At 62.0% G+C, this 21,767-nt stretch carries 17 protein-coding genes and 1 pseudogene; 10 read left to right on the forward strand and 8 right to left on the reverse strand.

The genetic code is table 11. The features are described 5' to 3' along the window. Nucleotides 1-47: 47 nt before the first annotated feature. The 7 genes from phaC to PspS04_RS01775 form a co-directional block, all read right to left on the reverse strand. Nucleotides 48-1,727 (reverse strand): class II poly(R)-hydroxyalkanoic acid synthase, encoded by a 1,680-nt coding sequence (gene phaC / locus PspS04_RS01745; RefSeq protein ID WP_159993256.1) that lies wholly within the window; start codon nt 1,725-1,727, stop codon nt 48-50. Nucleotides 1,728-1,986: 259 nt separating this feature from the next. Further along, a complete protein-coding gene (locus PspS04_RS01750; RefSeq protein ID WP_159993258.1) occupies nt 1,987-2,367 on the reverse strand; it encodes a gamma-butyrobetaine hydroxylase-like domain-containing protein in 381 nt (126 codons plus the stop codon). An 83-nt stretch (nt 2,368-2,450) separates the two neighbouring features. Continuing rightward, a complete protein-coding gene (gene hslU / locus PspS04_RS01755; RefSeq protein ID WP_095167267.1) occupies nt 2,451-3,788 on the reverse strand; it encodes an HslU--HslV peptidase ATPase subunit in 1,338 nt (445 codons plus the stop codon). A 53-nt stretch (nt 3,789-3,841) separates the two neighbouring features. Beyond that, a complete protein-coding gene (hslV, locus tag PspS04_RS01760) occupies nt 3,842-4,372 on the reverse strand; it encodes an ATP-dependent protease subunit HslV (protein ID WP_093425160.1) in 531 nt (176 codons plus the stop codon). 247 nt (nt 4,373-4,619) lie between these two features. Beyond that, entirely contained in the window at nt 4,620-5,318 is a 699-nt protein-coding gene (locus tag PspS04_RS01765) for an SPOR domain-containing protein (RefSeq protein ID WP_095167265.1), read from the reverse strand. Nucleotide 5,319: 1 nt separating this feature from the next. After that, nucleotides 5,320-7,056 (reverse strand): arginine--tRNA ligase, encoded by a 1,737-nt coding sequence (argS, locus tag PspS04_RS01770; RefSeq protein ID WP_159993260.1) that lies wholly within the window; start codon nt 7,054-7,056, stop codon nt 5,320-5,322. A gap of 158 nt (nt 7,057-7,214) precedes the next feature. Then, nucleotides 7,215-9,434, reverse strand: coding sequence for a primosomal protein N' (locus PspS04_RS01775; RefSeq protein WP_159993262.1), 2,220 nt, complete (start codon nt 9,432-9,434; stop codon nt 7,215-7,217). A gap of 169 nt (nt 9,435-9,603) precedes the next feature. On the opposite strand from PspS04_RS01775, the gene rpmE reads away from it, so the two are divergent. Continuing rightward, nucleotides 9,604-9,822: a 50S ribosomal protein L31 gene (gene rpmE, locus PspS04_RS01780; protein WP_095167258.1), complete on the forward strand. Its 219-nt coding sequence runs from the start codon at nt 9,604-9,606 to the stop codon at nt 9,820-9,822. 332 nt (nt 9,823-10,154) lie between these two features. Next, complete coding sequence (locus tag PspS04_RS01785) at nt 10,155-11,423, forward strand: malic enzyme-like NAD(P)-binding protein (RefSeq protein WP_159993264.1); 1,269 nt, start codon at nt 10,155-10,157, stop codon at nt 11,421-11,423. 181 nt (nt 11,424-11,604) lie between these two features. Here the strand turns inward: PspS04_RS01785 and PspS04_RS01790 are convergent, their stop codons facing one another. Beyond that, the gene (locus tag PspS04_RS01790) at nt 11,605-14,043 is read right to left on the reverse strand and encodes a penicillin-binding protein 1A (protein WP_442966637.1); all 2,439 of its coding nucleotides are present in this window, start codon (nt 14,041-14,043) and stop codon (nt 11,605-11,607) included. 217 nt (nt 14,044-14,260) lie between these two features. On the opposite strand from PspS04_RS01790, the gene pilM reads away from it, so the two are divergent. The 8 genes and pseudogenes from pilM (at nt 14,261) to PspS04_RS01830 (ending at nt 21,739) form a co-directional block, all read left to right on the forward strand. Further along, nucleotides 14,261-15,304, forward strand: coding sequence for a type IV pilus assembly protein PilM (gene pilM, locus PspS04_RS01795; protein WP_159993268.1), 1,044 nt, complete (start codon nt 14,261-14,263; stop codon nt 15,302-15,304). Next, the gene (locus PspS04_RS01800) at nt 15,304-15,861 is read left to right on the forward strand and encodes a PilN domain-containing protein (RefSeq protein WP_159993270.1); all 558 of its coding nucleotides are present in this window, start codon (nt 15,304-15,306) and stop codon (nt 15,859-15,861) included. Before pilM ends, PspS04_RS01800 begins: the two co-directional genes overlap by 1 nt. After that, a complete protein-coding gene (locus tag PspS04_RS01805; protein ID WP_159993272.1) occupies nt 15,858-16,463 on the forward strand; it encodes a type 4a pilus biogenesis protein PilO in 606 nt (201 codons plus the stop codon). Before PspS04_RS01800 ends, PspS04_RS01805 begins: the two co-directional genes overlap by 4 nt. Further along, complete coding sequence (locus tag PspS04_RS01810; protein ID WP_159993274.1) at nt 16,460-16,987, forward strand: pilus assembly protein PilP; 528 nt, start codon at nt 16,460-16,462, stop codon at nt 16,985-16,987. The genes PspS04_RS01805 and PspS04_RS01810 overlap by 4 nt, the downstream gene beginning before the upstream one ends. Before the next feature lie 139 nt (nt 16,988-17,126). Then, nucleotides 17,127-18,371: pseudogene (locus PspS04_RS01815) on the forward strand (type IV pilus secretin PilQ); the annotation flags it as partial. A 4-nt stretch (nt 18,372-18,375) separates the two neighbouring features. Further along, nucleotides 18,376-18,894 carry a shikimate kinase AroK gene (gene aroK, locus PspS04_RS01820; protein WP_095167243.1) on the forward strand — a complete coding sequence of 173 codons (519 nt, stop codon included), beginning with the start codon at nt 18,376-18,378 and terminating at the stop codon, nt 18,892-18,894. 147 nt (nt 18,895-19,041) lie between these two features. After that, nucleotides 19,042-20,142, forward strand: coding sequence for a 3-dehydroquinate synthase (aroB, locus tag PspS04_RS01825; RefSeq protein WP_159993278.1), 1,101 nt, complete (start codon nt 19,042-19,044; stop codon nt 20,140-20,142). 10 nt (nt 20,143-20,152) lie between these two features. Beyond that, on the forward strand, nt 20,153-21,739 hold the full coding sequence (locus tag PspS04_RS01830; protein WP_095167239.1) for an SPOR domain-containing protein: 1,587 nt from the start codon (nt 20,153-20,155) through the stop codon (nt 21,737-21,739). The last annotated feature ends 28 nt before the right edge of the window (nt 21,740-21,767 follow it).

Consider the following 21,767-nt stretch of genomic DNA (forward strand, 5'->3'; position numbering starts at 1 on the left):
CGACATCGCGGGCAAGCCCGCTCCTACAAGGGGGCGAGGTGTGTCAGTTATCGTTCGTGTACGTAGGTCCCTGGTGCGGCTTCACCCGCGGTAAAGGTCTTGTTGCCGAGTGCGCTCGGGGCTTTTTTCAGCTTGCCCGCGCGCTCGGCCTGCCAGGCCTGCCAGTGCAACCACCAGGAGTCGGTGTGCTTGGTCGAGTTTTCTTGCCACTGATCAGCGTTCGATGCCGTCTCGGTGCTGGTCATGTAGCGCGATTTCGGGTTGCCCGGCGGGTTCAGGATGCTCTGGATATGGCCGCTGCTGGACAGCACGAATTCGACCTTGCCACCAAACAGCTGGGCCGACTTGTAGCAGGACTTCCACGGGGTGATGTGGTCGTTGGTGCCGGCCAGGGAATAGACATCGGCCGTGACCTGCTTGAGGTCGATGGGCGTGCCGCACACTTCCAGTGCATTGGGGCGGATCAGTGGGTTGCTTTTGAACATCTCGATCAGGTCGCCGTGGAACGCGGCCGGCAGGCGGGTGGTGTCGTTGTTCCAGAACAGGATGTCGAAGATCGGCGGTTCGTTGCCCAGCAGGTAGTTGTTGACCCAGTAGTTCCAGATCAGGTCGTTGGGGCGCATCCAGGCGAAGACCTTCGCCATGTCCCGACCCTCAAGCACCCCGGCCTGGTAGGAGTGGCGCTTGGCGGACTCCAGGGTCTGCTCGTCGACGAACAGCGCCACCTGGGAGTCCAGGGTGGTGTCCAGGACGCTGACCAGCAGGGTCAGGGAGTTGACCTTCTTCTCGCCGATCGCCGCGTAGTGGCCGAGCAGGGCGGTGCAGGTGATGCCGCCGGAGCAGGCGCCCAGCATGTTGATGTCTTTGCTGCCGGTGATCGCGGTGACCACGTCGACCGCTTCCTTGAGCGCCTCGATGTAGGTCGACAGGCCCCACTCGCGTTGCGCCTTGGTCGGGTTACGCCAACTGACGATGAAGGTCTGCAGGTTGTTGCGCAGGCAGAAGCGCGCCAGGCTTTTTTCCGGGCTCAGGTCGAATACGTAGAATTTGTTGATCTGCGGCGGTACCACCAGCAGGGGGCGCTCGTGAACCTGTTCGGTGATGGGCCGGTACTGGATCAGCTCCAGCACGTCGTTGCGAAAAATCACCGCACCTTCGGTGGTGCCCAGGCTCTTGCCGACTTCGAAGGCGCCCATGTTGACCTGGCTCGGCATGCCACCGTTGTGTACCAGGTCCTTGGCCAGGTGGGAGAGGCCGTCGAGCAGGCTCTTGCCGCCGGTCTCGAAGAAGCGTTTGACGGCAGCGGGGTTGGCCGCGCTGTTGGTCGGGGCCATGGCTTCGGTCATCAAGTTGATGACGAAGTGCCCGCGGTTGATGTCCTGCTCCGACAGGTTGCTGTCGCCGATCCAGTCATGGAGCTCCTTGCGCCAGGCCAGGTAGGTTTGCAGGTAACGTTTGTAGAGCGGGTTCTGGCTCCAGGCCGGATCGTTGAAGCGACGGTCATCGCCTTCGGGTTGCAACTCGGATTTGCCGAACATCACGTTCTTCAGCTCGAGGCCGAAATGGGCCACGTGCTTGACGCTGTGAATGGGTTGTTTGATGGCCTGGGTCAGCACCATACGGGCAGAGGTAAGCAGATCTTTGCGACGCAAGCCGATGACAGGATTGAGCCCCAAGGTGTTTTCCGAGGCTTGGCGTTTCAGGTCATCGTTATTCTTGTTACTCATCTACGACGCTCCATTGTCCTGAGACGAGTACCTGAGTCCTGCTGTGTAGTCACACAGCCAATGCCAGGTACTACTGCTCGGGTGACCGTTAATTGCACATCGCTGACTTTTTACATCAGGGAGCGCTGCACAGAACTTGCCAGCTCCATTGGTTACCCGAGTTTAATTTTTTTCGCAAGCGGGCCAATGGAGGGTCCTGGGCGGGAGCATTCAAGCAGATGAAATTAGAAAATGCCTTCTAATGAGCGTAAGCCCCGGTCTAGAGCATCAGCTTGACTACGGACTCACTCGGATCGCGGGACTTTCCGGCGGCTTTGAGTTCACCAAGATAATCTTCCCAGAGGGCGTCCTGGCGCTGTGCCAACTGGTAGAGGTAATCCCAGGTGAAGAGGCCGCTGTCGTGGCCGTCGTCGAAGGTCAGTTTCAGTGCGTACTGGCCGGCCGGTTCGACCTTGCTCAGTCCTACGCCGATCTTGCCAAATTGCAGGATGGGTTTGCCATGGCCCTGGACCTCGGCGGAGGGGGAGTGCACCCGAAGGAACTCGGCGCTCAGTTGATATTCCTCGCCGGAGGGATATTTGAGCGACAGGGTTTTCGAGGCTTTGTGCAGCTTGATATCGGTGGGAAGCGGGGTTGTCATGGGGCTGGTCGTCCGTCATTGCGAGGGACCTGTGGGAGCGAGCCGGCTCGCCCCCACAGGTCCCTTATCGCAGTAGAAGTGACCTACAGGATATAACGGGACAGGTCTTCGTTTTGCGCCAATTCGCCCAGGTGGCTGTTGACGTAGTCGGCGTCGATGCGGATCGGCTGGTCGCTGTGGGCGCTGGCCAGGTCGCCGGCACTGAACGAAACCTCTTCGAGCAGGCGCTCGAGCAGGGTGTGCAGGCGACGGGCACCGATGTTCTCGGTCTTCTCGTTGACCTGCCAGGCGATCTCGGCCAGGCGCTTGATGCCGTCCGGCTGGAACTCGATGGCCAGGCCTTCGGTTTTCAGCAGGGCGCAATACTGCTCGGTCAGGGATGCGTGCGGCTCGCTGAGGATACGCTCGAAGTCTTCCGGCGACAGGGCCTTGAGTTCAACGCGGATCGGCAGGCGGCCTTGCAGTTCAGGCACCAGGTCGCTCGGCTTGCTCAGGTGGAATGCACCGGAGGCGATAAACAGGATGTGGTCGGTCTTGACCATGCCCAGCTTGGTGTTGACTGTGCAGCCTTCGATCAGCGGCAGCAGGTCGCGCTGTACACCTTCGCGGGAGACGTCGACGCCACCGGAATTGCCGCGCTTGGCGACCTTGTCGATTTCGTCGATGAACACGATGCCGTGCTGCTCGACCGCTTCCAGGGCCTTGGCCTTGAGTTCCTCGTCATTGACCAGGCGGCCGGCTTCTTCGTCGCGGACCAGCTTGAGCGCTTCCTTGACCTTGAGCTTGCGGTTCTTGCGCTTGCCCTTGCCCATGTTGGCGAACAGGCTCTGCAGCTGGTTGGTCATTTCTTCCATGCCCGGTGGCGCGGAGATATCGACGCCCGCGGCTTCGGCGACTTCGATTTCGATCTCCTTGTCATCCAGCTGGCCTTCGCGCAGGCGCTTGCGGAACAGTTGGCGGGTGTTGGAGTCCTGGGCCGGGGCTTCTTCGTTGTTGAAGCCGGTGCGTGCCGGTGGCAGCAGGGCATCGAGGATGCGCTCTTCGGCGGCGTCTTCGGCGCGGTGACGAACCTTGATCATTTCCTGTTCGCGCAGCAGCTTGATAGCGGCATCGGCCAGGTCACGAATGATCGACTCGACGTCGCGGCCAACGTAGCCGACTTCGGTGAACTTGGTGGCTTCGACCTTGATGAACGGTGCGTTGGCGAGCTTGGCCAGGCGCCGGGCGATTTCGGTTTTGCCGACACCGGTCGGGCCGATCATCAGGATGTTCTTGGGGGTGACTTCGACGCGCAGTTCTTCGGGCAGTTGCATCCGGCGCCAGCGGTTGCGCAGGGCGATGGCGACGGCGCGCTTGGCGTCGTCCTGGCCGATGATATGGCGATTGAGTTCGTGGACGATTTCACGGGGAGTCATGGACATAATAATTGGCGGACCTCAGGCAAGAGTGAGCGGTGGCGCGCAGCCACGCACGCTTACTCGGCGCAGTCCTGCTCCTCAATGGTCTGGGTGTGGTTGGTGAAGACACAGATGTCGCCGGCGATGCCGAGGGCGGTTTCGACGATTTCCCGGGCCGACAGGTCGGTTTTTTTCAGCAGGGCGCTGGCTGCCGCCTGGGCGTAACCACCGCCGGAACCCATGGCGATCAGGCCGTTCTCGGGTTCAACCACATCGCCATTGCCGGTGATAATCAGCGAGGCGTCTTTGTTGGCGACCGCGAGCATTGCTTCGAGGCGGCTCAGGGAGCGGTCGGTACGCCATTCTTTGGCGAGCTCGACCGCGGCACGGACCAGGTGGCCCTGATGTTTTTCCAGTTGGCCTTCAAAACGTTCGAAGAGGGTAAAGGCGTCGGCGGTGGCGCCAGCGAAACCGGCGATGACCTGGCCGTGGTACAGGCGACGAACTTTTTTCGCGTTGCCTTTCATCACGGTGTTGCCCAGGGAAACCTGGCCGTCGCCGCCCATGACGACTTTGCCGTGGCGGCGAACTGAAACGATGGTGGTCAAGGGAAGAGTCTCCACGCAGCGGGGCGAAAATGCCTTATGCCAACTCATATGGGGGTGCTGTGGCGTTTTTCAACTGCGCGGTGGTAGAGGGGACGAGTGGTGGTGGGTCGCAGGTCATCCTGGTGGGAGCGAGCCTGCTCGCGAAAGCGTTGTATCAGTCGCCATCAATGTTGACTGAATGTAGGCCTTCGCGAGCAGGCGGAGCGCCGTCCGACTCGCTCCCACAGGAGGGGGGTTGATCGTGCTGTCAGCGGCTCTGGCGTTGTTGTAACAACAGATTGCTGAAGCCGCTGCCCGCCAATTGTTTCTGGGCGGTGGTCAATTGTTCGCGGTTGCTGAACGGGCCGACCAGCACGCGGTACCAGGTTTCGTCCTTGACCGTGCCGGACTCGACCGAAACCGCCTGGCCGAGCAGGATGATCTGTGCACGGACCCGGTCGGCGTCGGCTTCCTTGCGGAACGAGCCGGCCTGCAGGAAGAACTTGGTCACCGGGGCCGCCTTGGCCACCGGAGGCGCAGGCGGTGGGGTCAGGCCGCTCAAGGCTGCCTGGGCGCGCGCGGTGTCGATCTTCGCCGCTTCTGCTGGCGTAACCGGTGCCACGGGCGCGGTCTGCGGTGTTGGCAGGGTTTTTTCAGGCACGGCGTCCGGCGGCACAATCACTTCCGATTCCGGCAGCAGGGTGTAGAAGTCATACTTGGGCTTCACCGGTTGCTGTGGGCTCGGCGGGGTCTTGTTGGCCTCGGCCATGCGCGTGGCTTTCTGTTCTTCCTGCTTGACCCGCTTGACGTCATCGCCCTTGCCCGGCTCCAGCTTCATCAGGAACACGATGAAGGCGCCCACGGTCAGGCCGATGGCCATCCATAGCCAGCCCGGAATCGGCTGTTTTGCAGGAGCTTGGTAACGGCTGGCGCCACGCTTGGGTGCAGGTTTTTTCTTGGCAGCCAACTTACATACGCTCCAGTGTTTCCAGGCCCAAGAGTTCCAGGCCTTGCTTGAGGGTGCGACCGGTCAGCGCGGCGAGGCGCAAGCGGCTCTGCATCTGTGCCGGGGTTTCGGCGCTGAGGATCGGGCAGTTCTCGTAGAAGCTGGAGAACAGCCCGGCAACGTCGTACAGGTAAGTGCAAAGGATGTGCGGCGTGCCTTTCTCGGCGACGTTGTTCAGCACTTCACCGAACTGCGCCAGCTTGGCTGCCAGTTCGTGTTCGTGCGCGGCCTCTAGGACGATCTGCCCTTGGACTTCGCTGAAATCCTTGCCCAGTTTGCGGAACACGCCAGCCACGCGGGTGTAGGCGTACAGCAGGTAAGGCGCGGTATTGCCTTCGAAATTGAGCATCAGGTCGAAGTTGAAGCTGTAGTCGCTGGTGCGGTGCTTGGACAGGTCGGCGTATTTCACCGCACCGATGCCCACCACCTTGGCGATGTTGCGCAGGTCGGCCTCGGCCAGCTCCGGGTTCTTTTCCTTGACCAGGGTGTAGGCGCGCTCCTTGGCTTCGTTGAGCAGGTCGATCAGCTTCACGGTGCCGCCATCACGGGTCTTGAACGGACGGCCATCAGCGCCGTTCATGGTGCCGAAGCCCATGTGTTCCATTTCCATTGGATGGGTCACGAAGCCGGCCATGCGTGCCACGGCGAATACTTGCTGGAAGTGCAGGGCCTGGCGCTGGTCGACGAAGTACAGGGCGCGGTCGGCCTTGAGCACGCCGCTGCGGTAGCGCACGGCGGCCAGGTCAGTGGTGGCGTACAGGTAGCCGCCATCGGCCTTGACGATAATCACCGGCAGCGGGTCGCCGTCGGCATTCTTGAATTCGTCGAGGAACACGCACTGGGCGCCGTTGCTCTCGACCAGCATGCCTTTGGCCTTGAGGTCGTTGACCACATTGATCAGGTCGTCGTTGTAGGCGCTTTCGCCCATGACGTCGGCCATGGTCAGCTTGACGTTCAGTTGTTCGTAGATTTTCTGGCAGTGCGACAGCGAGATGTCCTTGAACTTGGTCCACAGGGCCAGGCATTCCGGGTCGCCGGCTTGCAGCTTGACCACCAGGCCACGGGCGCGGTCGGCGAACTCTGCGGATTCGTCGAAACGTTGCTTGGCGGCGCGGTAGAAGTTCTCCAGGTCCGACAGCTCGTCGCTGGTGATCGGGTTTTCCTGCAGGTAGGCCATCAGCATGCCGAACTGAGTGCCCCAGTCGCCCACGTGGTTCTGGCGGATCACGGTGTCGCCGAGGAACTCCAGCACGCGGGCCACGCCGTCGCCGATGATGGTCGAGCGCAAGTGGCCGACATGCATCTCTTTGGCCAGGTTCGGGGCCGACAGGTCAACCACGGTGCGCTGCACGGGACCGGCCTTGCGCACGCCGACTTTGGCGTCGGCCAGGGCCGCATCCAGGCGCGATGCCAGGGCCTGGGTGTTCTGGAAGAAATTGAGGAAACCCGGGCCGGCGATTTCCGCCTTGCTGACGTTTTCGTCGGCCGGCAGGGCGGCAATGATTTTTTCCGCCAGGTCGCGGGGTTTCATGCCGGCCGGCTTGGCCAGCATCATGGCAATGTTGCTGGCGAAGTCACCGTGGGTCTTGTCACGGGAGTTCTCCACCTGAATCGCCGGCGTCAGGCCTTCAGGCAACACACCGTCGGTAACGAGTTGGGTGAGGGCTTGCTGGATCAACTGGCGAATGGTGTCTTTCATGGTCTTCTCTTTCAACCGCAAAGCGGCGGCGCGTCAATGCGCAGGTGGAAAAACTGGACATTATCCGTTGCGAAGTCGGGCTTGCCAACCTTAGCAGGCCGGTTACGGATATGTGGTGACAAATCGGTTGCCATGGCGGGCAGACGACTTGCAGGCGGTCAATACAAATCGACGGGGTCGACATCCAGCGACCAGCGCACCGCGCGTGCGCTGGGCATCTGCTCCAGCACCAGTAGCCAGCTGCTTAACAGTCGATGCAGGGGCGCTCGGGCCGTGGCTTGCAGCAGCAGTTGCGCGCGATAGCGTCCGGCGCGGCGTTCCATCGGTGCGGGCACCGGGCCCAGCAGCTCGATGCCACTGAGGTTCTGCTCGGCCAGCAACCGCTCCGCCTCGCTGCAGGCCTCGTCGAGGAAACCTTCGGCCTGACCGGGCTTGTGCGCTTCGGCGCGCAGCAATGCCAGGTGGGCAAAAGGCGGCAGCCCCGCGGCGCGGCGTTCGCTCAGGGCCTGTTCGGCAAAGGCGAAGTAGCCCTGCTCGGTCAGTTGCACCAGCAACGGATGGTCCGCCAGGTGGGTCTGGATGATCACCTTGCCCGGCTCTTCGGCCCGCCCGGCGCGTCCGGCAACCTGGACAATCAACTGGGCCATGCGCTCGCTGGCGCGGAAGTCACCGGAAAACAGGCCGCCGTCGGCATCGAGAATCGACACCAGGGTGACGCGGGGAAAGTGGTGTCCCTTGGCGAGCATCTGGGTGCCGACCAGAATGCACGGCTGGCCTTTCTGAATGGTGGCGAACAGTTGGTTCATCGCGTCCTTGCGCGACGTACTGTCGCGGTCGACCCGCAGCACCGGAAAGTCGGGGAACAGGATGCCCAGGCGTTCCTCGGCGCGTTCGGTGCCGGCACCCACTGGGCGCAAATCGACTTTGCCGCACTTGGGGCAATGCCGCGGGACGCGTTCGACATAACCACAATGGTGGCAGCGCAGCTCGCCGGAGCGTTGGTGCACGGTCATCCGTGCATCGCAGCGCTGGCATTCAGACATCCAGCCACAATCGTGGCACAGCAGGGTTGGGGCAAAGCCGCGGCGATTGAGAAACACCAGCACTTGCTGGCCGGCGGCGAGGGTCTGGCCAATGGCTTGTTGCATCGGCCCGGAAATGCCGCTGTCCAGCGGACGGCTTTTCACATCCAGGCGCAGGAAGCGCGGCTGTTTTGCGCCGCCGGCACGCTCGTTCAGGCGCAGCAGGCCGTAACGACCGGTGTAGGCGTTGTGCAGGCTTTCCAGGGACGGCGTCGCGGAGCCAAGGACGATCGGGATATTTTCCTGGCGGGCTCGCACCAGTGCCAGGTCGCGGGCGTGGTAGCGCAAGCCTTCCTGCTGTTTATAGGAGCCGTCGTGCTCTTCATCGATGATGATCAGGCCAGGGTTCTTCATGGGCGTGAACAATGCCGAGCGAGTGCCGATAATAATGTCGGCATCGCCGTCGCGGGCGGCCAGCCAGGCCTCCAGGCGCTCGCGGTCGTTGACTGCCGAGTGCACCAGGGCGATTCGCGCATTAAAACGCTGCTCGAAGCGCGCCAGGGTCTGCGGTCCGAGGTTGATCTCCGGGATCAGGACCAGCGCCTGTTTACCGGCCTCCAGGGTTTTGCGGATCAGTTGCAAATACACTTCGGTCTTGCCGCTGCCCGTCACGCCGGCCAGGAGAAAGGCATGGAAACTGTCCAGGCCAGCGCTGACGGCTTCGTAGGCGGCGCGCTGCTCCGGATTCAAAGGTAGTTCCGGCTGGGCCAGCCAGTGTTCGTGACGCTCGCCGGGGGCGTGCTTGCGGATCTCCACCTGCACCAGTTCCTTGGCCAGCAGCAGGTCGAGGCTGTCCTTGCTCAGCATCAGCTTGCTCAACAACTGATGGGCCACGCCGTGGGGATGCTGGGCCAGGGTCGCCAGGGCTTCGCGCTGGCGCGGGGCGCGAGCGATGCGCGGGTCGTCGAGCCTGGCCCCGGGGCTGATCGACCAGAAGCGCTCCTGGCGCGCCTCGGCCAGTTCGCCCTGGCGCAGCAGGACCGGCAAGGCCCAGCTCAGGGTGTCGCCGAGGCTGTGCTGGTAGTACTGGGAGGTCCACAGGCACAGCTTGAACAATGACGCCGGCAGCGGTGGCGTGGCATCCAGCAGCGCGAGGGCCGGCTTGAGCTTTTCTGCCGGGACTTCGCTGTGGTCGGTGACTTCCACCAGGATGCCGATCATCTCGCGCCGGCCGAACGGTACCCGCAGGCGCATCCCAGGGTGCAACTGCGCCCGCAGCACGCCCGCCGGGGCGCGGTAATCGAACAGGCGGCGCAAGGGCGAAGGCAGGGCGAGGCGCAGGATGGCGTCGGGCACGCGGGGGATTCTCTATAGGACGGGCGGTGAAGAAGGGCCGGAGCCTAGCAGACGGTCGGCATCAGGGACAGCTTGCGTGATTTGGAAGGTCTGGTAGAATCCGCGGCCTAATTACGTGCGGTATTCAACAATGGTGTTGAGTGGCGGCACGCTAGCCTGAGGAATCACCATGAAAGCCGATATCCATCCAACATACGAAATCACCGCAGTTACCTGCAGCTGTGGCAACAAGTTCGAAACTCGTTCGAACCTGGCCAAGCCTCTGGCGATCGACGTATGCAACGAGTGCCACCCGTTCTACACCGGTAAGCAGAAGACTCTGGATACTGGCGGCCGTGTACAGCGCTTCGCAGATCGCTTCGGTGCTTTCGGCGCGAAAAAGGCCTAAGGCCAATCAGCCTGGAAGGCCATTGCGGCTTTTGCAGATTGATGAAAAAGGCGTCCCTGGTGGACGCCTTTTTTTATGCCCGGGATTTGTCGCGGGGCCTGAAGAGAGCCTGTTGTGGTGCTGCCCAGTCACTTGCGGGCAGGCTTGGATAAATAATTGTAGACATTTTTTATGGCGATTGTGAACAGTTGAGCCCTTGTGTTCCGTGGCTCTTGGCCCAAAGTCGTAGGGCGGGGCGCTTGACAGGGGTGACTGGTCAGTCTTGTGGGGACTTTGCCAGGCGCGTATCCTCGCTGACCAGTCTGTCCAACAGTAAAAAGCGGAATGCCCCCATGTCTGATCTGAAAACTGCCGCTCTCGAATATCATGCCCATCCTCGTCCAGGGAAGCTGAGTGTCGAGCTCACCAAGGCCACCGCTACCGCTCGCGACCTGTCGCTGGCCTACAGCCCCGGCGTAGCCGAACCAGTTCGCGAAATCGCCCGCGATCCTGAACTGGCCTACAAGTACACCGGTAAAGGCAACCTGGTTGCAGTGATTTCCGATGGCACCGCGATTCTCGGCCTGGGTAACCTCGGCCCATTGGCTTCCAAGCCAGTCATGGAAGGCAAGGGTGTACTGTTCAAGCGTTTCGCTGGTATCGACGTATTCGACATCGAAGTCGACTCCGAGAGCCCGCAAGCCTTCATCGACACCGTCAAGCGCATCTCCATCACCTTCGGTGGCATCAACCTGGAAGACATCAAGGCCCCTGAGTGCTTTGAGATCGAACGTGCTCTGATCGAGCAGTGCGATATTCCGGTGTTCCACGATGACCAGCACGGCACCGCGATCGTAACCGCGGCCGGCATGATCAATGCCCTGGAAATCGCTGGCAAGACCCTTGCCGATGCCAAGATCGTTTGCCTGGGTGCAGGCGCTGCGGCCATCTCCTGCATGAAATTGCTGGTGAGCATGGGCGCCAACATCGAAAACATCTACATGGTCGACCGTACCGGCGTGATCCACTCCGGCCGTGACGACCTGAACCAGTACAAGGCAGTCTTCGCTCACGCGACCGACAAGCGCACCCTGGCTGACGCCCTGCAAGGCGCAGACGTGTTCGTTGGCCTGTCCGGCCCGAACCTGTTGAGCGCTGAAGGCCTGAAGTCCATGGCGGCCAACCCGATCGTGTTCGCCTGCTCCAACCCTGATCCAGAGATCGCCCCGGAACTGGCGCACGCCACCCGTGACGACGTGATCATGGCCACTGGTCGTTCGGACTACCCGAACCAGGTCAACAACGTACTGGGCTTCCCGTTCATCTTCCGTGGTGCCCTGGACGTTCGCGCCAAGCGCATCAACGAAGAAATGAAAGTAGCCGCTGCCAACGCCCTGCGTGAACTGGCCAAGCTGCCTGTGCCACAGGAAGTGTGCGACGCCTACGGCGGCATCAAGCTGGAATTCGGTCGTGAGTACATCATCCCGAAACCAATGGATGCCCGCCTGATCACCGTGATCTCCGATGCCGTGGCCAAGGCCGCCATCGAGACCGGCGTAGCAACCCTGCCGTATCCGAAGAACTACCCGCTGAAAAGCGTGGATGATGTGTTCAACGGCTAAGCCCGTTTAGCGCTTCAACACAAAGCCCCGGCTCCTGCGAGTCGGGGCTTTTTGCGTTGTGGGCGCGGGCTTGTCGGGAGCGCTATGGCGCAGGGTCTCTCAAGCCTTGCGCGCACCAGGATCCGGCGCAAAAAAAGCCCCGCACTTGTGTCGAAGGCGGGGCTTTTTCAATGGTGTGGCATCAGAACAAGTCGATTGGCGCCACTTCGTCTGCCGGCAGTGGGCTGCCCGGGGCGCTGCCGTTGCCCAGCTCGCTGCCGGTCGGAGGCGTGTCTTCGGCCTTGAACAGTTCGAAGTAGGCGCCTGGCGTGCCTGGGGAGGCGGCGCGACCGCTGACCGGGTCTACCCGCAGGCTGAGGATGCCCTCGGGCTCTGGCTGGGTGTGTGGCGGCTTGTCCTTGAGGGCGGCGCCCATGTAGCTCATCCAGATCGGCAGCGCGACGGTGCCGCCGAACTCGCGCCGGCCGAGACTTTCCGGCTGGTCGAAACCGGTCCAGACAGTGGTCACGTAGTCGGCGTTGTAACCGGAGAACCAGGCGTCCTTGGACTCGTTGGTGGTACCGGTCTTGCCCGCGAGGTCGCTACGACCCAGGGCCAGGGCGCGACGGCCGGTGCCGCGCTTGATCACGTCTTCCAGCATGCTGTTGAGGATGTAGGTGGTGCGCGGGTCGACGATACGTTCGGCGATCGCCGGTGCCTGCTCGGGTGCTGGTGCGGCCGGGGCTTCGCCTGGGATGGCGTCGACAGTAAAGGTCTCGCCGGTCGGCGCGGCGATACCGTTGCTGGCGATATCGCCCTTGGGCACGCTCGGCGGGTTGGCGACGAACAGCGTGTCGCCATTGCGGCTTTCGATCTTGTCGATGATGTACGGGGTGATCTTGTAGCCGCCGTTGGCGAACGTGCTCCAGCCGGTGGCGATCTCCATGGGCGTCAGGGTTGCGGTGCCCAGTGCCAGCGACAGGTTTGGCGGCAGGTCCTGCTTGTTGAAGCCGAAGCGGCTGATGTAATCGATGGTCTTGCTGACGCCCATCGCTTGCAGCAGGCGGATCGAGACCAGGTTGCGCGACTTGTACAGAGCTTCGCGCATGCGGATCGGGCCGAGGAAGGTGTTGGTGTCGTTCTTCGGGCGCCAGACCTTGTCCAGGTACTCGTCGACGAACACGATCGGCGCATCATTGACCAGGGTCGCTGCGGTGTAGCCGCTATCCAGCGCCGCACTGTAGACGAATGGCTTGAAGCTCGAGCCTGGCTGGCGCTTGGCCTGCATGGCGCGGTTGTAGTTGCTCTGCTCGAAGGCAAAGCCACCGACCAGGGCGCGGATCGCACCGTTTTGCGGGTCCAGGGACACCAGTGCGCCTTGGGCGACCGGAATTTGTTTGAAATGCAGGCTGTTGTCGGGCTGGCGCTGGACGCGGATCAGGTCGCCGACCTGGGCCACATCGGACGGTTGGCGCGGATTAGGCCCCATGCTGTTGGTGTTGAGGAATGGCCGGGCCCATTTCATGCTGTCCCAGGCCACGTGCTCTGCGCCGGTGCGGGTCAGCACCTGCAAGCCATTCTTGTCGACCTCGGTGACGATGGCCGGCTCAAGGCTGCTGATGGTGCGCTGCTTGGTCAGCTCGCTGGCCCAGGCGTCGGGCGTCTTGCCTGGAAGGCGGGATTCGGGGCCGCGGTAGCCGTGACGCTGGTCGTAGGTGATGAGGCCTTCATGCACGGCAGTGTTGGCCATTTCCTGAAGGTTGCTCGGCACGGTCGTGGTGACCCGGAAGCCTTCGGTGTAGGCGTCGCTGCCGTAGCGTCCGACCATTTCGGCGCGGGCCATTTCGGCGATGTAGGGGGCGTTCACTTCCGGAGTCGGCACGTGGTAGCTGGCATTGAGCGGCTCATTGACCGCAGCTTGGTACGCCGCCTCGTCGATTTTGCCGAGCTTGTACATGCGTCCCAGGATCCAGTCGCGACGTTCCTTGCTGCGCGCCGGGTTGGCCAGCGGGTTGAAGCGCGAAGGGGCCTTGGGCAGGCCGGCAATCATCGCCATCTGCGCCAGGCTGACGTCGCGGATCGACTTGCCGTAATACACCTGCGCCGCCGCCTCGATGCCGTAGGCGCGGTTACCCAGGTAGATCTTGTTGACGTAGAGCTCGAGGATCTCGTCCTTGGTCAACTGACGCTCGATTTGCAGGGCCAGGAGGATCTCGGTGGTCTTGCGCGAGAAGCTGCGTTCGCTGGTCAGGAAGAAGTTCTTCGCTACCTGCATGGTGATGGTGCTGCCGCCGGACTGGATGTGTCCGCTTTTTACCAACTGCGTGGCGGCACGCATCAGGCTGCTCGGATCGACGCCGTAGTGATTGGCGAAGTTGTCGTCTTCAGCACTTAGTAACGCATTAATGAAATTGGGCGGAATGTCGGCGAAACGTATGGGATTGCGGCGCATCTCGCCGAATTCGGCGATCAGTTTGCCGTCGCTGCTGTAGACCCGCAAAGGAATCTGCAACTGGATACTTCGCAGTGCCTCCACTGACGGCAGTCCGGGACTAAGGTAAAGAAACGCCCCGCTCAGACCCAGCAGCAGTCCGCAGAAAACAGCGACGATGGACCACCCGAAAAATTTCAGCAGACGAATCAAGGCTTTTGGATATCCAGGGCAAAGAATGAATTTGGCGTCAGGGCATTCAGGGAAAACAAGGAGCGGCCTGCGCTTGAAGAAAGCGGAAAAAAACGCTGGGCATTATAAGCATTTTTCCGCTTAAAGCGCATTTGGCCACGCTGTCAAGACGTTGCGATTGCCTGCAAGGCCGGCAAAGCACGCGTAACTCACGGAAAGTCATAGGGAATTGACTGTGCCACGACTCTTCAGGAAAAAACCTAGAACCCTCTTGGGTATCGACATCGACGCCGCCTCGGTCAGGCTGGTCGAATTAAGCCGCTCAGGCGCGTGTTATCGGCTCGAGACCTACGCAATAGAGCCGTTGCCGGCGAATGCAGTGGTGGAGGCCGCCATTGTTCAAGTGGAGGTCGTGGGGCAGGCATTGGCCCGCGCATGGCTGAAAGCCGGGACCCGGGTGCGCAATGTAGCAGTGGCGGTTTCCGGATCGGCGGTCATCACCAAGACCCTGGAAATGCCAGCGGGAATGACGAACGACGACCTGGAAAGCCAGTTGAAGCTGGACGCGGACCAGTACATTCCCTATCCCCTCGATGACATGGCCCTGGATTTCCAGGTCCAGGGAATCTCGCGGCACAATCCGGGGCAGGTCGAGGTGTTGCTGGCGGCCTGTCGCAAGGATCATGTCGAGTTGCTTGAGGCCGCGCTGGAACTGGCTGGGCTGACGGCGCGGGTGGTGGATATCCAGGCGCATGCGCTGGCGCGTTGCGTGGATCTGCTGGCAACGCCGCCGGACGGTGCCCAGGCGCAGTCGCTAGTGGCGCTGGTCGAGATTGGCAACGGTCTGTCGACTTTAAGTGTGATAAGCGCTGGCCAGATCCTGTATGCCCGCGAACAACTGCTGGGTGCGCACCAACTGAACCAGGCCAGTGAGCCGAGCTACGGGTTTGCTCTCGAACCGGCAGGAGTGGCGACGCAGCCGGGTGGGCTGGACCTGTCTCGCGATGCTGAGGTATTGGCGCAACAGCTATCGCGCTCATTGCAGGAGTTTTTCGCCTTGGGCCAGCACGGCGCAGTCGAGCATATCCTGCTGGCCGCAGGGGCCTGCGCGGTGGCCGGGCTGGATCGCCTGCTCGAACAGCATCTGGGCATCCCGACCCGGCTGGCCAATCCTTTTGCCGGCATGGCCTTGGGCAGTGCGGTCGATGCTGCGGCGCTCGCCCACAATGCGCCCGGGTTGATGGTCGCGTGCGGTCTGGCGTTAAGGAGCTTTGACTGATGGCCAGGATCAATCTTCTGCCATGGCGTGAAAAGCAGCGCGAGGCGCGGCACCAACATTTCTTGTGGCAGTTGGTCGGTATCGCCGTAGTTGCGACCGGCCTCATCGTGCTGGGCGAGCGCATCCTTGACCGCGCCATCGAGCAGCAAGCTTCGCGCAACGCCTACCTTGGTGCCCGCATTGCCAGCCTGGATGAGCGGATCAGCCAGATCAGCGATCTACAAGCCCGGCGCGAGCAGTTGCTGGCGCGGTTGCAGATCATTCAGGGCCTGCAAGGTAATCGGCCGGCCAGTGTCAGGCTCTTCGATCAATTGACCCGCGCGCTGACCGATGGTGTGTATTTCACCGAGTTGGGGAGGGTCGGCAAGACGCTGTCGATCGGCGGTGTGGCCGAATCCAATGCCCAGGTTTCGCAGCTCCTGCGTAGCCTTGCGGCCGCGGGTGGCCTGGCTGTTCCTGTGCTGGAGGAGGTTAAAACAGCAAGCGCTGGCGACGAGGGCTCGACCAGTGTTTTTCGCTTGACCGTGGCTCAGGCGCAAGCAGGCTTGGAGGCATGAGGCGGCTGCCATGGTTGACCCTCGATGGCCTGGACATGCACAACATGGCGACCTGGCCGGCGCTGGGCAAAGCCCTGCTGGGCGTGCTGTTGATGGTGCTGCTGTTGGTCCTGGGCTACAGCTTTTATTTGCGCGACCTGCAGGCGCGGCTAGTACTTGCCCGTGCCGGGGAGGACGAGCTCAAGCAGGTATTTGTGAGCAAGGCGCATCAGGCGGCCCATTTACAGCCTTACCTCGAACAGATGAGGACTATGCAAAGCGCCTTCGCCACGCTGTTGCGACAACTGCCCGGCGACACTGAGATGCCGGGGTTGCTGGAGGACATCAGTCGTGCAGGCTCGGGCAGTGGTCTGGAGCTGGAAGAGATCAAGTTGTTGCCCGAGGTCAACCAGCCGTTCTACGTCGAGCTGCCAATCCAGATCAGCGCGACGGGTGCCTACCATGACCTGGCGGCGTTCGTCAGCGCTGTCTCGGCCTTACCGCGGATCGTCACGCTGCACGACTTCAGCATTCGCCCGCTGGATTCCAGCGAGGGTCCGACGCTGCGCATGAACATCCTGGCAAGAACCTATCGCTCCGCCGACAGCGGGCAGCAACCATGAACACGGTGCGTTGCGGGTGGTTGGCGTTGTTGCTCGGTGGTCTGGCTGGCTGTGGTGGTGAGCGCGATTTCAGTGATCTGGACACCTTCATGGATGAAGCGCGCCTTGAATTGCCCGGCCCTCTCGAAGCCGTGCCGACGTGGGCGTCGTACCCGGTGTTCAGTTACGGCGCGGCGTCGCTGCGCAGTCCGTTCTCGCCGCAGGTCACGACGGGCGAGGAGGGGCTGGTGCGAGGCGAGCCAAGGGGTGAGCCGGATCGACTGCGGCCCCGCCAGCACCTCGAGCGCTTCGGTATCGAGCAGTTCGAAATGGTCGGCACCATGGTCGGTACCTCGGGGGCGTATGCCCTGCTGCGCGGTGCGGGTGCGGTGCATCGGCTCAAGGTGGGTGACTACCTCGGGCGCAATGAAGGCCGAGTGGTATCGGTCAGCGAGACCCGGGTCGAGGTGGTCGAGCTGGTGCCCGACGGCCAGGGCGCCTGGCTGGAACGACTACGCAGCCTTTCCTTGAACACGCACTCCTAGTGGAGCTCTAACCATGTACAGGATTTTTTCGACCCTCGGTGTGGCGCTATGGATTGCGCTGCTGTCACCGGGGTTGTTGGCCAACTCCAGGGCGCTGGATATTGTCGCGCCGCCCGGTGATCAGCGCGCCGAGCGTCATGCCTACAGTGGCGAAAGGTTGTCGTTGAATTTCCAGGACATCGAAGTGCGTTCGGTGCTGCAACTGATCGCCGACTTCACTGGCCTCAATCTGGTGGCCAGCGACTCGGTGCAGGGCAGCATCACGCTACGCCTGGATAACGTGCCCTGGGACCAGGCGCTGGACCTGGTACTCAAGACCAAGGGCCTGGACCAGCGTCGGGCTGGCAACGTCCTGCTGGTCGCCCCGGCGCAGGAAATTGCCGCCCGTGAGCGGCAGACGCTGGAGTCGCAGCGGCAACTGGCCGAACTCGCCCCACTGCGGCGTGAGCTGTTGCAGGTCAATTACGCCAAGGCCACTGAAATAGCCCGGCTGTTCCAGTCAGTGACCAATGCCCAGGACCGACTCGACGAGCGAGGCACGCTGACGGTGGATGAGCGGACCAACAACATCATCGCCTTCCAGACCCAGGATCGAATGGACGAGCTACGACGGATCGTCACGCAACTGGATGTGCCGGTACGCCAGGTGATGATCGAGGCGCGGATCGTCGAGGCCAATGTCGATTACGACAAGAGTCTGGGCGTGCGCTGGGGTGGTGCGATGGGCCGGGGCAACTGGAGTGCCTCCGGGGTTGGCGGCGATGGAGCGGCTCTGCTCAGCTCGGGCAGCGCGCCATTTGTCGATATGGGGGCAGCGGGTGCTACCTCGGGGCTGGGCATTGCATTCATTACCGATAACCTGCTGCTCGACCTTGAACTGTCGGCCATGGAGAAAACCGGCAACGGCGAAGTCGTCTCGCAACCCAAGGTGGTGACTGCCGACAAGGAGACCGCGAAGATCCTCAAGGGCACCGAAATTCCTTATCAGGAGAGCAGCTCCAGCGGCGCCACCTCGGTGTCGTTCAAGGAGGCTTCGCTGTCGCTGGAGGTGACGCCGCAGATCACCCCGGACAATCGCATCATCATGCAGGTCAAGGTCACCAAGGACGAGCCCGATTACCTGAACAAGGTGCAGGATGTGCCGCCGATCAAGAAAAACGAGGTCAATGCCAAGGTGCTGGTGGTCGATGGGGAAACTATCGTGATAGGCGGGGTTTTCTCAAATACTCAAAGCAAGGTTGTAGATAAGGTGCCATTTCTTGGTGATGTGCCGTATCTTGGCCGCCTTTTCCGGCGTGACGTGGTGTCGGAGAAAAAATCCGAGCTGCTGGTATTTCTCACTCCGCGTATCATGAATAACCAGGCGATTGCTGTGAGTCATTGATTCTGTGCGAAATTTGATTCTTGTTGGGCCAATGGGTGCGGGTAAAAGCACCATCGGCCGCTTGCTGGCCAAAGAGCTGCGTCTGCCGTTCAAGGATTCCGATAAGGAAATTGAATTGCGCACAGGCGCCAATATCCCGTGGATCTTCGATAAGGAAGGCGAACCCGGCTTTCGTGATCGCGAGCAGGCGATGATCGCCGAGCTCTGTGAGCTCGATGGCGTGGTGCTGGCGACCGGCGGTGGTGCGGTCATGCGCGAAGCCAATCGTCGGGCGCTGCACGCCGGCGGTCGCGTGGTCTACTTGCACGCCTCGGTCGAGCAGCAGGTCGGGCGCACCGCGCGCGACCGCAATCGTCCCTTGCTGCGTACCGCTGATCCGGCAAAAACCCTGCGTGACTTGCTGGCCCTGCGCGATCCGCTGTATCGGGAAATCGCCGACCTGGTGGTGCAAACCGATGAGCGGCCGCCGCGGATGGTGGTGCTGGATATTCTGGAACGCTTGCAGCAGCTACCTCCCCGTTAATCCGCAGGGCGAAATGCGCTATCCTCGGCGTCGCGCCATGGCGGCCGTCGGGTGTGGCGCATGGCTAGCACGCCACGTCACACAGGCAGACGTGGCCAGTCGATAACATAAGACAGGACGCCTGATTCCAACTTACTGTGGGGACACATGCAGACACTTAAGGTTGATCTAGGCGAGCGTAGCTACCCGATCCATATTGGCGAAGGGTTGCTGGATCAGCCCGAGTTGCTGGCGCCACACATCGCCGGACGGCAGGTGGCAATCATCTCCAACGAGACCGTTGCCCCGCTGTATCTGGAGCGCTTGACCCGCAGCCTGGCGCAGTTCTCGGTCATTTCCGTGGTACTGCCCGACGGCGAAGCCTTCAAGAACTGGGAAACCCTGCAAAGCATATTCGACGGCCTGCTGACCGCGCGCCATGACCGCCGCACCACCGTGATCGCCCTGGGCGGCGGAGTGATTGGCGACATGGCCGGGTTCGCTGCCGCCTGTTACCAGCGGGGCGTGGACTTCATCCAGGTACCGACCACCCTGTTGTCGCAAGTCGACTCCTCGGTGGGCGGCAAGACCGGTATCAACCATCCGCTGGGCAAGAACATGGTCGGCGCCTTCTATCAGCCCAACGTGGTGCTGATCGATACCGCCACCCTTAATACGCTGCCGGAGCGCGAGCTGTCCGCGGGCCTGGCCGAAGTCATCAAGTACGGTTTGATCTGCGACGAGCCGTTCCTCACCTGGCTCGAAGAAAACGTTGACCGCCTGCGGGCTCTGGACCAGGACGCCCTGACCTATGCGATCGCGCGCTCCTGTGCAGCCAAGGCCGCGGTGGTCGGTGCCGACGAGCGTGAGACCGGCGTGCGCGCCACTCTCAACCTGGGACATACCTTCGGTCACGCCATCGAAACCCACATGGGCTATGGTGTGTGGCTACATGGTGAGGCGGTCGCTGCTGGCACCGTAATGGCCCTGGAGATGTCCTCGCGCCTGGGCTGGATCACTCCCAAGGAGCGTGACCGGGGCATTGCCCTGTTCCTGCGCGCCGGGTTGCCGGTGATCCCGCCGCCAGAGATGAGCGAAGCCGATTTTCTCGAACACATGGCAATCGACAAGAAAGTAATCGACGGACGTCTGCGCCTGGTGCTGCTGCGCCGCATGGGCGAGGCAGTCGTGACCGACGATTATCCGAAAGAGATTTTACAGGCAACGCTGGGAGCGGATTACCGTGCCCTGGCTCAGCTGAAAGGTTAATAAGATCACAATGACCAGTTTGCATGCCGACGAGGCGTTCCTAGGCCACTACCAGTTGAACCACGACCCCTTTGCTCCGCGGGTGCCTGGCTTCAAGTTTTTCCCTGCCCAGCGCAAACCGGTGCTGGGGCAACTGCATCACCTGGCCCGCTACAGCCAGTTGTTGCTGGTGGTCACTGGCCCGCTGGGCAGTGGCAAGACCCTGTTGCGTCAGGCGCTGGTGGCCAGCACCAACAAACAGTCGGTGCAGAGCGTGGTGGTTTCCGCCCGTGGTGCCGGCGACGCAGCGGGTGTGCTGCGTCAGGTAGCCCAGTCCCTGGATGTCGCCCAGGCGGAAGTCGGTGCGATCCTCAAGCAAGTGGTGCAACTGGCGCTGACCGGCCAGGAAGTCTATCTGCTGGTGGATGATGCCGAGCAGCTCGACGAATCGGCGCTTGAGGCTTTGCTGGCCTTGGCTGCTGGCGCCCCGGAAGGCCGCCCGCATGTGTTCCTGTTTGGCGAGCCTTCGCTGATCGCCGGGCTTGAGCAGTTGAGCACCGAGGAAGAGCGCTTCCACGTGATCGAGCTGCAGCCCTACGCGGAAGAAGAAACCCGCGAATACCTGGCCCAGCGTCTTGAGGGTGCGGGCAGGGGAATCGAACTTTTTACCGCTAATCAGATCTCTGAGATTCACGAAAGCTCCGACGGCTGGCCTGGAAACATCAACCAGGTTGCCCGCGATGCGATGATCGAAGCCATGATTGCTAGCCGCTCCGCGGTCAAGCGTCCAAGTATGGGGTTCAACATGCCGAAGAAACACGTATTGGCGATATCCGCCGTAGTCGTGGTCGCGGTGGCTGCCGCCTGGTTGCTGCCAGGTCGCAACAAGACACCAACCACCGGGGCTCCAGCCAACGAGCAGGCGCAGTTACCCCTGGGTCAGGGTGCCAACGGCGGTGCGCCGTCGGTCGAATTCGCCGGCAATACCCAGCCAATGCCCTTGCCGTTGGTCGGCCAGTCGCAGCCGGTGATGCGCGGTCCTTTGGCTGAAGCTGCCGGTGGCATCACCGAGGGCGATGATGGCGTGCCGCTCGAAGGCTCCAGCAGTGTTCCGCCGACCGTAACCACCATTGCTCCGCCAAGCGGCGTGCCTGCCGGTCCTGCGCCGACGCCCGCGGCCAAGCCGGTGCCTGCGCCAACCCAGGTCGCGACGGCCAAGCCTGCCCCGGCCCCAGTGGCCAAGCCGGCACCCGCGCCTGTGGTCAAGCCAGCGCCGGTGACCAAGCCAGTAGAGAAGCCAGCCACTGTCGCCAAGGCAGCGCCGGCAGCCGGTGGCACCTGGTATGCCGGTCAGAAGCCGGGTAACTACGTGGTACAAATCCTCGGCACCAGCTCGGAAGCCTCGGCCCAGAGCTTCGTCAAGGAGCAGGGCGGCGAGTACCGTTATTTCAAGAAAGTTCTCAACGGCAAGCCGCTTTACGTCATCACCTACGGTAACTTCGCCAACCGCGATGCCGCTGTATCCGCCATCAAGGCCTTGCCAGCGAAGGTTCAGGCTGGTAAACCTTGGCCTCGCTCTGTCGCCAGCGTCCAACAAGAACTGGCAACAGCTCGCTGAAGATTCGGCGGCCTTACCCAGGCCGCCT

Source organism: Pseudomonas sp. S04 (assembly GCF_009834545.1).
In the GTDB taxonomy this organism is placed as follows: domain Bacteria; phylum Pseudomonadota; class Gammaproteobacteria; order Pseudomonadales; family Pseudomonadaceae; genus Aquipseudomonas.